Source organism: Streptomyces sp. NPDC048337 (genome assembly GCF_043201175.1).
Taxonomy (GTDB): domain Bacteria; phylum Actinomycetota; class Actinomycetes; order Streptomycetales; family Streptomycetaceae; genus Streptomyces.
This window is the reverse complement of sequence record NZ_JBICYR010000017.1, coordinates 122418-134746: the sequence shown is the minus strand read 5'-3', so window position 1 is coordinate 134746 and position 12329 is coordinate 122418. Positions and strand designations below refer to the sequence as shown.

Below are 12329 nucleotides of genomic sequence, written 5' to 3'. Positions count from 1 at the left end.
CGGTCCAGACCCGTTATGCAAGCGTCACTCTCCCGGCCGCGGGTGACCAGGAGGCGACCAGTCAGCTTCCGGTTGCCGACTTCCACGCGTCGACGTAGGCGGCGAGGTTCTTGTCGATGTCGGCCCAGTCCGGCTCGAAGACCTCGACACCGGTCATGAGCTTGGTGAGTTCGACGGCGTTGGCGTCGGTGGGCTTGACGTCGGTGCGCGCCGGGAAGCCGCCGCCCACCTCGCTGACCAGCTTCTGGGCCTCCTCGCCGAGCATGAAGTCGAGGAGCTTCTTGCCGTTCTCGGTGTGCGGGGCCTTGTCGACCAGGCCGGCGGCGTACGGGAGGGCGAAGGTGGTGGGCTTGGCGCCCTCCTTGGCCGGGAACCAGATGCCCAGGTTCGGCATGGACTTGGACTGCGCGAAGTTCATCTGGACGTCGCCGTTGGCGACGAGGAGCTCGCCCTTGTCGGTCTTCGGCGCGAGCTTGCTGGTGGAGGAGGACGGGCCGACGTTGTTGGCCTGGAGCTTCTTCAGGTACTCCAGGGCCGGCTCCTTGCCGCCGAAGTCGTGCATCGCCTTGATGAGGACGGCGGTGCCGTCGCCCGCGACGCCCGGGGTGGAGTACTGGATCTTGCCCTTGTACTTGGCGTCGAGCAGCTCCTCCCAGGTCTTGGGGGCCTCGGTGAGCTCCTTCTTGTTGTGGACGAAGCCGAAGTAGTTGTTGACGACCGAGGTCCACTTGCCGTCGGAGGACTTGTTCGCGCCGTTGACCTTCTCCGAGCCCTGCGGCTTGTAGGACTGCAGGAGGCCCTTGCCGTCGGCCTGCTGGATGAAGGGCGGCAGGGTGATCAGGACGTCGGCCTGGGTGTTGGTCTTCTCGCGGACGGCGCGCTGGACCATCTCGCCCGAGCCGCCCTCGACGTACTTGACCTCGATGCCGGTCTTCTTGGTGAACTCGGCGAAGACCTTGTCGTACCAGCCGTCGCCCTTGTCGCTCTTGAGGCCGTCGGCGCTGTAGACGGTGACGACCTTCTCGCCGCCCTTGGAGTCGGCGGAGGAGGCGGAGCCGCCGCAGGCGGTGAGGGAGGCGGCGAGGGCGAGGCTGCCGGTGACGGCGGCGGTGGCGCGGAGGAGTCTCTTGCTGGGCATGGAACTTCCTTACGGGGAAAGGGAGTCGGCGGGTGACGCGGTGCGGTTCAGCGGTAGGAGGCTTTGGTGCGGACGCGGGAGACGGCCAGGAGGACCAGCAGGGTGGTGGCCATCAGGACCACGGCGACGGCGGAGCCGCCGAAGAGCGAACCGCGGTCGGTGGCGGTGAAGATGCGGACCGGGAGGGGCATCCAGTCCGGCGGGTAGAGCATCATCGTGGCGCTCAACTCGCCCATGGACAGGGCGAAGCAAAGCCCGGCGGCCGCGGTGAGGGACGGCAGCAGGAGGGGGAGCTTGACCCGCCACAGCACGTACGCGGGGCGGGCGCCCAGGGAGGCCGCCGCCTGCTCGTACGCGGGGTCGAGACGAACGATCGCGGCCGAAACCGACTGGTGGGCGAACGCCGTGACAAGAATCGTGTGCGCCAGGATGACGATGGAGCTGGTGCCGTTGAGCAGCAGCGGGGGCTTGCTGAAGGCGACAAGGACGGCGAGGCCGACGACCACGGACGGCACGGCGACGGGCAGCATGAACAGCGCGTCCAGGGACCGCTTCCCGCGCTTGCCGAGGGCGGCGCCGGCCAGGGCGGCCCAGGTGCCGACGGTGAGCGCGAGCAGGCTGGCGACGACGGCGGTGACCAGGCTCGTGGTCAGGGCCTGGAGGGATTCGCCCTGGACGGCGGAGGCGTAGTTCGCGGTGGTCGGGCCGGAGGGGAAGGCTCCGGACCAGTGGGTGGCGAAGGAGGCCGCGACCACGACGAGCAGGGGCAGGGCGAAGAGGGGGAGGAAAAGGAGGCCGAAGAGGGCCCAGGCCGCCCAGCGGCCGGCCCGGCTATGCACCAGCACGCTTGCTCACCACCCGGTAGAGGCCGAACAGGCCGACGGAGATCGCGATGTTGACGACGGCGACCACGCAGGCGGCCGCGTAGTCGGATTCGAGGATCGCCTTGCCGTAGACGAGCATCGGGAGGGTCGTGACGTCCTTGGCTCCGGTGAACAGGACGATCCCGAACTCGTTGAGGCACATGACGAGGACGAGGCTGCCGCCGGCGGCGAGGGCCGGGAGCGCCTCGGGGAGGATCACCTTCCGGATGATCCGGGCGGGGCGGGCGCCGAGGCCGGCGGCGACCTCCAGCTGGGCGGTGTCCAGCTGGGAGAAGGCGGCGAGCAGGGGGCGCATCACGAAGGGCGTGAAGTAGGTGATCTCCGCGAGGAGGACGCCCCAGGGGGTGGTGAGGAAGTGGAAGGGGCCCTCGGCGGCGCCGGTGAGGCCGGTGGCGAGGCCGTTGGCCATGCCGACGGTGCCGTAGATGAAGAGGAGGGCGAGGGTGATGAGGAAGGAGGGGAAGGAGAGGAAGACGTCGATGAACTTCGCGACGGCCTTGGCGCCGGGGAAGGGCACGAAGGCGATGACGAGCGCGAGCCCGAAGCCGAGGAGGAGACAGCCGGCGGTGGCGCCGACGGCCAGCCAGACGGTGGTCCCGAGGGCCTCGCGGAAGCCGTGCGAGGCGAAGACGGAGGCGTACGCGCCGAAGGCACCGCCCCCGTTCTCGGGGCTGAACGACTGCTGGACGACGAGCGCGAGCGGATAGAGAAACACGAGCCCGAGCACGGCGAGCGGCGGCAGAGCCCATACGCCGCGCGGCACCCTAACCCCCTCCGGAGTGGCTCGGCGGTCGGCGGTGCCGGTCCCCTGCGTGGTGGCTCGGCCGGGCCCCGGCGGGAGCGCGCCGTCCCGGCGGGTGCCGGCCTCCGGGGCGGCTTCGCCCCGGAGGGCGGGAGCCTGCGCATCCGGGCCGGAGGCCCCGGCGGTACCGTCCGGCCTCGGCGTTCGCGGCGCGGGGGCCGGGGCGGAGCCCTGGGCCGGGACCGGCAGGGTGCGGCGGCGCGTCGCGTCAGGCATCCGACACCCCTGCGGCCAGCAGCACGGCGTCCCGGGGTGCGAAGTGGAGGGTGACCCGGTCGCCGAGGGCCGGGGTCTCCCGCAGCTCCGGGAGGTCCGCCTTGACGCGGTGGCCGTCCACGTCGACGTAGAGGCGGTGCGTGGAGCCGCGCCACTGGACCTCGGCGATCGTGCCGGACAGGGCGTTGGGGCCGGCCCCGAGGCCGAGCAGGTGCGGCCGTACGCACAGGGTGGCCGTGGAGCCCGGCGCCGCGCGGCCGCGGTCGAGGACCAGCGGGCGGCCCGCGAAGACGGCCCCGGCCTCGGCCACCGTCACCGGCAGCAGGTTCGCGTTCCCGACGAACGAGGCCGTGAACTCGGTGCGCGGGGCCCGGTACAGCTCCTGCGGGGTCCCGCAGTCCTGCAGGCGGGCCTTGTCCATGACCGCGATGCGGTCGGCCAGGGTGAGCGCCTCCACCTGGTCGTGCGTGACGTACAGGATGGAGACGTCGGGCAGTTCGCGGTGCAGACGGGCCAGTTCGGCCAGCATCCCGGAGCGCAGCTGCGCGTCGAGGGCCGAGAGGGGCTCGTCCAGCAGGAGCACCCCGGGGCGGATGGCGAGGGCGCGGGCGATGGCGACCCGCTGCTGCTGGCCGCCCGACAGCTCGCGGGGGTGGCGCCGCGCGTAGGCCGCCATGCCCGTCAGCTCCAGGGCCTCGGCGACCCGGCCCGGGATCTCGGCCTTCGGTGCCTTCTGCGCCTTGAGGCCGAAGGCCACGTTCTCCTCGACCCGCATGTGCGGGAACAGCGCGTACTGCTGGACCACCATGCCGATGCCGCGCTTGTGCGGCGGGAGCGCGGTGACGTCCCGGCCGCCGATCAGCACCCGGCCCGCGACGGGCCGTACGAAACCGGCGACCGCGCGCAGCGCCGTGGTCTTGCCCGAGCCGGAGGGCCCGAGCAGGGCCATCACCTCGCCGGGCTCGACGGTCAGGTCGAGGGAGTCCAGGACGGTGTTGCCGCCGTAGGCGACGGACACCCCGTCGAATCGGATGCCGCTCACGCCGGCTCCGCCAGCAGCCGCGGGAGTTCGACGATGGAGCCGAGCACGTGGGTCGCGCCGTGCTCCGCCAGGGCGGCGCGGTCGTGGGCGCCGGTGAGCACGCCCGCCACGATGCCGGCCCCGGCGCGGCGGCCGCTGAGCATGTCGTACGCCGTGTCGCCCGCGACCACCATGTCCCGTACGTCGGCCGCGGCGCCGGTGCGCAGGAAGGCGGCCAGGACCATGTCCGGGTAGGGCCGGCCGCGGCCGCCCGCGTCGGCGGGGCAGAGGGTGAGGTCGGCGAGGTCCCGCCAGCCGAGGGCGTCGAGGATGGCGTCCTGGGTGACGCGGGCGAAACCGGTGGTCAGCACGACGGTACGGTCGTCGGCGCGGAGCTTCTCGATGGTGGCGCGGGCTCCGGGGATCTCGGCGATGAGACCGCTGTCGACGAGGTCCCCGTACGCCTCCTCGAAGACGGAGTTGGCGCGCTGGGCGAGTTCCTCCGTACCGAAGAGGTGGCGGAAGACGGAGATCTTCGACTCGCCCATGGTGTCGCGGACGTAGCGGAGCTTCTCCGCGTGGTCGGGGGTGCCGGCTTCGACGCCGAGGTGCTCGGCGGCGCGCTCGAAGGCTCGCTCGACGAGGCCGCCGTCGGCGACGGTGGTTCCGGCCATGTCGAGGACGATGAGGTTGCGCTGGTCGCGCTGGTTTCGCTGAGTGTCGGTCATGGTGCTTACCAGCCCAGTTCGTTCGCGGTGGTCTCGGCTATGGCGGGCGAGCAGGTCATGCCGCGGCCGCCGGGTCCGGTCACCAGCCAGACGCCGTCGGCCACCTGCTGGCGGTGGACGACGCGGGTGGTGTCGGTGCACTGCGCGTACACGCCCGCCCAGCGGCGCCGGATCTTCGGCAGGGGGCGGCCCAGGAAGGACTCGACCACCTCGGTGAGGTGCTCGTAGGGGTCCTCGAGGGTGTCGAACGCGAAGGGGTGCTCGTACTCGTGGGTGTCGCCGATGGTCAGCCCGCCGTCCTGGCGCTGGACCATGAGCAGCTGCATCTTGTGTTCGGCGGCGATCGGGGCCTGCGCCTGCCCGGAGTTGAGCTCGTCGAGGGCGGCGGATTTGTAGGCGGGGTAGTAGCGGAAGCTGTCGGCGTCCGCGACCGAGGTGGTGAGCGGCTCGCCGAGGGGGGCGGTCTGCATCATCTGGAGCCGGACGCGGCGCACGGGCAGGTCGGGGACCAGTTCGCGGACCAGGCCGGACAGCCAGGCGCCGGTGGCGAGGACGACCGCGTCGCCGCGGTGGACGTCTCCGTGGTCGTCGCGGACGGCGCCGGGGCCGGCGAGCTCGCGGACCTCGCGGCCGGGGAGGAAGGTGTAGCGGCCGGTGGCCCGGAGCGCCTCGCGGAGGTGGAGCTGCGCGGTGCGCGGTTCGACGGCCGCGTCGCGCTCGCACCACAGGGCGGCCTCGAAGGCGCCGCGCAGGGCCGGGTTGATCTCCCGCGCCTCCGCGGCGGTGACCAGTTCGTAGCCGCGGGCGGCGGCGTCGGGGCGGGCCGCGGCGGCCTCGGCGACGGCGTACTCGCGGGGGTTGCGTACGGGGGTGAGGGAGCCGATGGCGCGGAAGCCCAGGCCGGGCACCTCCGCGCCGATGCGCTCCCAGAGCTCGCGGGCCCGCAGAGCGGTGTCGAGCTCCTCGCCCCCGGCCCGTCCGCTGACCCAGATCTGGCCGAAATTGCGCAGGGACGCGCCGCGGGCCTCCGCCTCTCGCTCGATCTGGACGACCTCGTGGCCGCGTTCGACTGCTTGCCAGGCGTGCATGGTGCCGACCACGCCGCCGCCTACGACTATGACTCTCACGCCGACCACGGTGGGCGCGGCCCGTGACCCGTGAGGATCCGCCCGGCAACGGGCCGGTGAACAGCCCCCGACGCTTGGACTAGACCCGTTACCTTCCCGTGATCTGAATACGTCCCTTTACAGCCGGTGTGGGGGGATCGGCTCGGGACTATTCGGGCCGCAGGCGGGTCGTGAAGCTGAACCGGTCGCCACGGTAGAGCGAACGCACCCGCTCCAGGGGCCGGCCGTCCTGGTCCCGCGAGAAACGGTGGATGAGCAGCATGGGGAGAGCGGGCGGGGTGCCGATCAGCAGGGCTTCGCGGGGGGTCGCGAGGACCGTCTCCAGCTTTTCGTCGGCGTCGCCGAAGGAGATGCCGAGGCTGTCGTGGAGGTATCCGTAGAAGGAGGAGTCCGGCCGGAAATCGACGTCGAGGCGGGGGGCGCGAGCCACCCGGATGTACGTGCTCTCCAGCCCGACCCGCTCGTCGTCGGCCAGCAGGACGCGCTCCAGGTGCCAGACGGGCTCGCCGGGCTCGGCGCCGATGCCGGGGGCGAGGTCGGGCGGGCAGGGGAACCGCTCCAGGCCGATGAGGTTTCGGCCGGGCCTGCGCCCCTGGCGGCGTACGCCTTCCGTATAGCTGGCGAGGGAGAGCGGCTGCTCCAGCTTCGGGCCGGCGACGACGGTGCCGCGGCCGGAGCGGCGCAGCCGGCCTTCCAGCAGCAGCTCGCGCAGGGCCTGGCGGACGGTCTCGCGGGACACCTCGTAGCGCTCGGCGAGATCGCGCTCGGTGGGGAGCGTGCCGCCCTCGCCCAGCTCGTCGAGGAGCTCGGCGATGCGGGCCTTGACGGCGTAGTACTTGGGGATGCGGCCGTGCTCGGGGATGCCGGAGCGGACGGGCGAGCCCGGGCGGTGGTGCTGGTTCTGTTCTTCCACGGGGGGACTCTATGCGGGCCGCGTGTACGGACGGCTTCGCGCCCGGAGGTGCGGAATCAGGGGGCGGGGCGGCGCAGCCGCCGGGCTCCCAGCAGGAGTCCGCCGCCGGCGGCGAGGGCGGCCGCGGCCCCGGCGCCGTACGTCCACTCCCGGGGGCCGGTGTGCGCGAGGGAGCCGGCCTCGCCGGAGCCCTCGGGGCCCTCGACGGAGAAGCGGTAGCCGCCTGCCTCGCCGATCCAGTCGCCGTCGTCGCCCTTGCGCTGGACCAGGGCGGCGTCGGCGACGACCTCGCCGGTGGGGGCGTCGGGGGAGAAGGCGAGGGCGACCTTGACGGTCAGGGAACCGCCGGGGGCGACGGTGAAGCCGGGGAAGGCGTCGCCGCCGTCGAAGACGGCGATGATCTCGTCGCGGTCGGTGCGCTCCAGGCTGACGGGGAGGGTGCCGCTCGGGGCGTCGAACTCCATCCGCAGGTGAGCGGGGCGCAGGGCGCGGGCCTTGTCGGTGAGGACGACGACGGGGTGGATGGCGGTGCAGGTGGAGTTGGTGGTGTTGGTCAGGTCCAGGTACCAGGTCTGCGGCCCGCCGCCGGTGCGGTACACGGCGGGGCCGCCGCGGATGCGGGCCCCGATGGGGAAGGCGGTGCTCTTCCCGTCTCCGCAGGTGGCCTGCGCGCGGGAGGGCAGCGCGGGCGCGGGGCGGGCGCCGCCGCCGGTGCCGATGTCCGCGGCCGCGGTGGGGGCGGTGGTGGCTACGAGTACGGCGGTGAGGGCAAGGGCTTTGCGCAGTCGCATGGAAGACCTTCGCTGCTCGCCGGACGGGACGATGGTCGGACCAGGTGACAATCACCCCGGCCGTCCTGCCCGCACCCTGCCATGCCGGCCTGCCTCCCCTTGCACACCGCGCCCGAGTTGCTCCGGTTTACGCCCAGACGGCCGACGCGGTCAAGCCCTTTGCTCCGCCGGGCCGGGCAGACTCCCCGGCGGGGGGCTGATCACTCCGGTGCGGCCCAAGGATCCGGGGCTCCGCCCCGCACCCCGCTCCTCAAACGCCGGAGAGGCTGGATTCGCCCCCGGCGACGCCTCAAACGCCGACGGGGCTGAAGCCGCCCTCCGGGCAATCCCGGCCACAATCAGCCCCGCCGGCGTTTGAGGCGCGGGGTCCGGGGCGGAGCCCCGATCTTGGAGCCGCACCTGCGCACTCGGGCGGACCAAATCCAGCCCCTCCGGCGTTTGAGGAGCGGGGCCCGGGGGCCGGCCCCAGGCAGCGGCGGCGCACCCGGGGCCCGGGGCCGCCCCGAGGGTGGTCAGGTTGGGCGGCCGAAGAACGGGCGTAGGGCCAACTCCGCGGCGCCCTCGGCGACGCCCCTCACCGCCAGCCCCACCACCGGCTCCGCACCCAGCGCCCGCCCCCGCGCCCCCAGCACCGCCCGGACCCCCTCCACGAAGACCTCCGGGGCAGCCCCCACCACGCGCCCGCCCAGCAGCACCTGGTCCACGTCCAGCAGCGCGACCAGGTTCGCCGCCCCCTCCCCCAGGATCCGCGCGGCCTCCGCCAGATCCCCCCGGGCCACCGCCTCCAGGCACAGCACCTCCGCACACCCCCGCCCCCCACACCGGCACAACGGCCCGTCCAGCCGCAGCACCTGGTGCCCGAACTCCCCCGCCCCCGACCGCACTCCCCGGTAGACCTCACCGCCCAGCCGCAGCCCCGCCCCGAGCCCGGTCCCGACGTGCAGGTACACCGAGGTGGAGGCGGGGGACGCGGGGTCCCTCGGCGCCGCGACCCCCGCGTTCGTGTCCTTGTCCAGCACCACCGGCACCGGAACCGGCACCCCCAGCCGCCCCTCCAGGGCCTCCCGCAGCGGAAAACCCTCCCAGCCCGGAAACCCGGTCACCCGGCCCATCACCCCGGTCCGGTGGTCCAGCGGCCCCGGCGCGGCCACCCCGATGCCCAGCGGCGGCGGCCCGGCCGGATCGGACACCCGCGCGACCTCCCGTACGACCGCCTCCACCACCACCTCCGGCCCGGCCCCGAAGTCCAGCGGTCCGCCGCTCTCCGCGACGACCACGCCCGCCAGGTCCACCCGTACCGCCCGGATCTCGTCGCGGTCCACGTGCACCCCGACCGCGTGCCGGGCCTGCGGCACCAGCCGCAGCAGGGTGCGCGGCTTGCCGCCGGTGGACGGGGCCCGGCCCGCCTCCCCGACCAGCCCCTCCGCACCCAGCCGCGCCGTGATCTTGCTGACGGCCTGCGGGGTGAGCCCCGTACGGGCGGCGAGTTCGCTGCGGCCCAGGCCCGCCGGCCCGGCGCCGCGCAGCAGCTCCAGCAGCAGCGCCTCGTTGTGCCCGCGCAGCGCCGGCAGATTCACGCCGCCGCCACCGCCACCCTGCCAGTCCCCGCTACCCCTGTTCACCAGCCCATTGTCCACCCTCCTTGCACTTAGACAACACTGTTGCCAAAGTGGCCGGTATGAACGCCCCCGCCCCCTCCTCCCCCTCCGCCGCTCCCCTCCGCGTCGGCCTCGTCGGCTACGGACTCGCCGGTTCCGTCTTCCACGGCCCCCTCGTGGCCGCCACCGACGGACTCGTCCTCGACACCGTCGTCACCTCCGACCCGGGTCGGCAGGCCCAGGCCCGCGCCGAGTTCCCCGAGGTCCGCATCGCCGCGTCCGCCGCCGAGCTGTGGGACCGCGAGGACGGCGACGGCCTCGACCTCGTCGTGATCGCCTCCCCCAACAGGACCCACGTCCCGCTGGCCACCGCCGCCCTCACCGCCGGCATCCCCGTCGTCGTGGACAAGCCGCTCGCGGCCACCGCCGCCGAGGCACGCGAACTCGCCGCCCTCGCCGAGCGGACCGGGACCTTCCTCTCCGTCTTCCAGAACCGCCGCTGGGACAACGACTTCCTCACCCTCCGCCGCCTCCTCGCCGACGGCGAGCTCGGCGAGATCCAGCGCTTCGAGTCCCGCTTCGAGCGCTGGCGCCCCCAGCTCAAGGGCGGCTGGCGCGAGTCGGGCGCCCCCGAGGAGATCGGCGGCCTGCTCTATGACCTCGGCAGCCACGTCGTCGACCAGGCGCTGGTGCTGTTCGGCCCGGTCGTACGGGTCTACGCGGAGGCCGACCTGCGCCGCCCCGGCGCCGAGGCCGACGACGACACCTTCCTCGCCCTCACCCACGCGAACGGCGTCCGCTCCCACCTCTACGTCAGCGCCACCACCGCCCAACTGGGCCCGCGCTTCCGCGTCCTCGGCTCGCGGGCCGGCTACGTGAAGTACGGCCTCGACCCGCAGGAGGGCGCCCTGCGCGAGGGGCTGCGGCCGGGGCAGGACGCTCCCTGGGGCGAGGAACCCGAGCACCTGTGGGGGCGCCTGGGCTCGGGCGAGTCCCCGCTGACCGGCGGCGGGACCCCGCTCCGGACGGAGCCCGGCGACTACCCGGCCTACTACGCGGCGGTCGCCGCCGCGCTGCGCGACGGCGGGCCCGCCCCCGTCACCGCGTACGAGGCCGCGCACTGCCTCGACGTACTGGAGGCGGCCCGCGTCTCGTCCCGGGCCGGGGTGGTCGTCGAGATCCCGGCCGCGCCCGCCGCTCCGTAGCGGGGCACGCACACGAAGGGGCGGGGCCACCATCGGCGGCCCCGCCCCTTCCCGCGTCGCTTCGGGTTACGCGCCCTTGAACTCCTGGCGCTGACGGCCCAGGCCCTGGATCTCCAGCTCCACGACGTCACCGGCCCGCAGGTACGGCTTCGGCTCCGGCTGGCCCATGGCCACGCCGGCCGGCGTACCGGTGACGATGACGTCGCCCGGGTACAGGGTCATGAACTGGCTCAGGTACCGGACGACCTCGCCGACCGGGAAGATCTGGTCCGCGGTGTTGCCGTCCTGCTTGAGCTCACCGTTCACCCACAGCTTCACGTCCAGGACCTGCGGGTCCGGGATCTCGTCCGCGGTGACCAGCCAGGGGCCGAGCGGGGTGAAGGTCTCACAGTTCTTGCCCTTGTCCCAGGTGCCGCCGCGCTCGATCTGGAACTCGCGCTCCGAGACGTCGTTGACCAGCGTGTAGCCGCCGACGTGCGCGAGGCCCTCCTCGGCGGAGCCCAGGTAGCGGGCGGTGCTGCCGATGACGACGCCGAGCTCGGCTTCCCAGTCGGTCTTCACGCTGCCGCGCGGGATGAGGACGGTGTCGTCCGGGCCGACCACGGTGTCCGCGGCCTTCAGGAAGAGGATCGGCTCGGCCGGCGGCTCGGCGCCGATCTCGGCGGCGTGCCCGAAGTAGTTCAGCCCGATGCCCACGATCTTGCCGATGCGGCCGACCGGCGACCCGATGCGCAGCCCCTCGGCGTCGAGAACCGGAAGCTCGCCCGCTTCGGCCGCTTCCCGTACCCGGGACAGCACGGAGTCGTCGGCGAGCAGGGCGCCGTCCACATCCGTGATCAGGCCGGACAGGTCACGCAGGGTCCCGTCCTGGTCGAGCAGCGCGGGGCGCTCCGACCCGACCGGTCCGACACGCAGCAGCTTCATGGGCATTCTCCCGTGGTCGAGGGTGGTCGGCCCATGGGCATGCCCCGGGCCGGACGATGGGTTGCGGCCATCGGAGGATTGGTGAATCCTCCAAGAAGTCCGCCCAATCCGCAAGACCCTGTTCACAGACTGGAACGCGCAGCTCCGGCAGCCCGGCGCTGAAGCCATGCGCGCTCCGCGACCGACCACGCGGTGGTGGTCAGCAGGTACAGCCCGGCGGCCAGCGGCACCACGGCAGCCGTGATCAGCGTCCCGAACGACAGCAGGGGCAGTACGCCGCCCAGCTTGCGCACCATCTCCTGCTGCTCGGCACTCACCCCAACCGGAACCGCCCGAGCCCCCGCGCGCTCCACGTTCCCGACACGGCCCGGGTTCCCGGCGCGACCCGGGTTCCCGGCACGGCCACGGTTCCCGGCACGGCCCGCAGCCCCCGCCCGGCCCGCACCACCCACGCCTCCCGCACCACCCGCGCCTCGCGCTCCCCCCGGACCGCCCGCGGCACCCGCCGCACCCGCACCGCCCGGAACCAGGGCCGCGGCCGCGGCCGCGCGGCGCCCCCGTACCGCGCTCCAGGCCGCCACCGCCGCGATGGCGGCGAACAGCCCCAGGAACACCAGCCCCTGCGCCCCGACCAGGCCGCCCTCCCCCAGCGCCTCGCTCCACCGGGCCCCCAGCGGCGCGGCGAACAGCCGGTGCGCGAGCAGCTCGTCCGCCGACGAGAACGCCTGGTACATCAGGAAGAACACCGGCAGCTGCAACAGCACGGGCAGGCAGCCGGCCACCGGGGTCGCACCGCGGAAGGCCGCGCGGCTCAAGGGGTGCAGGGCGAGCCGTACGAGCACGGTGAACAGCACGATCGCGGCAGCGGTCGCGGACTCGGCCAGAACCGGCTCAAGCAGCTGGCCCAGCTCTACAACATGGTGGGTGAAAACGGACACGCGGGCCCTCCGAAGGGTCTCGTCGAACGTCGAAGAAGAGGCAT

At 73.5% G+C, this 12329-nt stretch carries 12 protein-coding genes; 1 reads left to right on the top strand and 11 read right to left on the bottom strand.

What is annotated here, in order from left to right; translation table 11 throughout:
- Positions 1-61: 61 nt before the first annotated feature.
- From ACGFYU_RS25565 to ACGFYU_RS25525, 9 genes are all read right to left on the bottom strand, one after another.
- The gene (locus tag ACGFYU_RS25565; RefSeq protein WP_393829645.1) at positions 62-1138 is read right to left on the bottom strand and encodes a 2-aminoethylphosphonate ABC transporter substrate-binding protein; all 1077 of its coding nucleotides are present in this window, start codon (positions 1136-1138) and stop codon (positions 62-64) included.
- Positions 1139-1185: 47 nt separating this feature from the next.
- Positions 1186-1983, bottom strand: coding sequence for an ABC transporter permease (locus ACGFYU_RS25560; RefSeq protein ID WP_393829644.1), 798 nt, complete (start codon positions 1981-1983; stop codon positions 1186-1188).
- The gene (locus ACGFYU_RS25555; RefSeq protein WP_393829643.1) at positions 1970-3040 is read right to left on the bottom strand and encodes a 2-aminoethylphosphonate ABC transporter permease subunit; all 1071 of its coding nucleotides are present in this window, start codon (positions 3038-3040) and stop codon (positions 1970-1972) included. The genes ACGFYU_RS25560 and ACGFYU_RS25555 overlap by 14 nt, the downstream gene beginning before the upstream one ends.
- Positions 3033-4082 (bottom strand): ABC transporter ATP-binding protein, encoded by a 1050-nt coding sequence (locus tag ACGFYU_RS25550; protein WP_393829642.1) that lies wholly within the window; start codon positions 4080-4082, stop codon positions 3033-3035. The genes ACGFYU_RS25555 and ACGFYU_RS25550 overlap by 8 nt, the downstream gene beginning before the upstream one ends.
- On the bottom strand, positions 4079-4789 hold the full coding sequence (locus ACGFYU_RS25545; protein WP_393829641.1) for a phosphonatase-like hydrolase: 711 nt from the start codon (positions 4787-4789) through the stop codon (positions 4079-4081). Before ACGFYU_RS25545 ends, ACGFYU_RS25550 begins: the two co-directional genes overlap by 4 nt.
- A 5-nt stretch (positions 4790-4794) precedes the next feature.
- Positions 4795-5916, bottom strand: a complete 1122-nt coding sequence (locus tag ACGFYU_RS25540) for a TIGR03364 family FAD-dependent oxidoreductase (RefSeq protein ID WP_393829640.1) — start codon at positions 5914-5916, stop codon at positions 4795-4797.
- Positions 5917-6064: 148 nt separating this feature from the next.
- On the bottom strand, positions 6065-6829 hold the full coding sequence (locus ACGFYU_RS25535; protein WP_393829639.1) for a GntR family transcriptional regulator: 765 nt from the start codon (positions 6827-6829) through the stop codon (positions 6065-6067).
- A 56-nt stretch (positions 6830-6885) separates the two neighbouring features.
- On the bottom strand, positions 6886-7620 hold the full coding sequence (locus ACGFYU_RS25530; RefSeq protein WP_393829638.1) for a hypothetical protein: 735 nt from the start codon (positions 7618-7620) through the stop codon (positions 6886-6888).
- 512 nt (positions 7621-8132) lie between these two features.
- Positions 8133-9242 carry an ROK family protein gene (locus ACGFYU_RS25525; RefSeq protein WP_393829637.1) on the bottom strand — a complete coding sequence of 370 codons (1110 nt, stop codon included), beginning with the start codon at positions 9240-9242 and terminating at the stop codon, positions 8133-8135.
- A 56-nt stretch (positions 9243-9298) separates the two neighbouring features.
- On the opposite strand from ACGFYU_RS25525, the gene ACGFYU_RS25520 reads away from it, so the two are divergent.
- Positions 9299-10423 carry a Gfo/Idh/MocA family oxidoreductase gene (locus ACGFYU_RS25520; protein WP_393829636.1) on the top strand — a complete coding sequence of 375 codons (1125 nt, stop codon included), beginning with the start codon at positions 9299-9301 and terminating at the stop codon, positions 10421-10423.
- A 66-nt stretch (positions 10424-10489) separates the two neighbouring features.
- On the opposite strand, the gene ACGFYU_RS25515 is transcribed toward ACGFYU_RS25520, so the two are convergent.
- On the bottom strand, positions 10490-11347 hold the full coding sequence (locus tag ACGFYU_RS25515) for a fumarylacetoacetate hydrolase family protein (RefSeq protein ID WP_393829635.1): 858 nt from the start codon (positions 11345-11347) through the stop codon (positions 10490-10492).
- Positions 11348-11469: 122 nt separating this feature from the next.
- A complete protein-coding gene (locus ACGFYU_RS25510) occupies positions 11470-12285 on the bottom strand; it encodes a hypothetical protein (protein ID WP_393829634.1) in 816 nt (271 codons plus the stop codon).
- Positions 12286-12329: the final 44 nt, after the last annotated feature.

Bases quoted from the DNA above. Each gene is read 5' to 3' on its own strand.
- ACGFYU_RS25565 (WP_393829645.1), bottom strand. From the start codon at position 1,138: ATGCCCAGCAAGAGACTCCTCCGCGCCACCGCCGCCGTCACCGGCAGC.
- ACGFYU_RS25555 (WP_393829643.1), bottom strand. From the start codon at position 3,040: ATGCCTGACGCGACGCGCCGCCGCACCCTGCCGGTCCCGGCCCAGGGC.
- ACGFYU_RS25545 (WP_393829641.1), bottom strand. From the start codon at position 4,789: ATGACCGACACTCAGCGAAACCAGCGCGACCAGCGCAACCTCATCGTC.
- ACGFYU_RS25530 (WP_393829638.1), bottom strand. From the start codon at position 7,620: ATGCGACTGCGCAAAGCCCTTGCCCTCACCGCCGTACTCGTAGCCACC.
- ACGFYU_RS25520 (WP_393829636.1), top strand. From the start codon at position 9,299: ATGAACGCCCCCGCCCCCTCCTCCCCCTCCGCCGCTCCCCTCCGCGTC.
- ACGFYU_RS25515 (WP_393829635.1), bottom strand. From the start codon at position 11,347: ATGAAGCTGCTGCGTGTCGGACCGGTCGGGTCGGAGCGCCCCGCGCTG.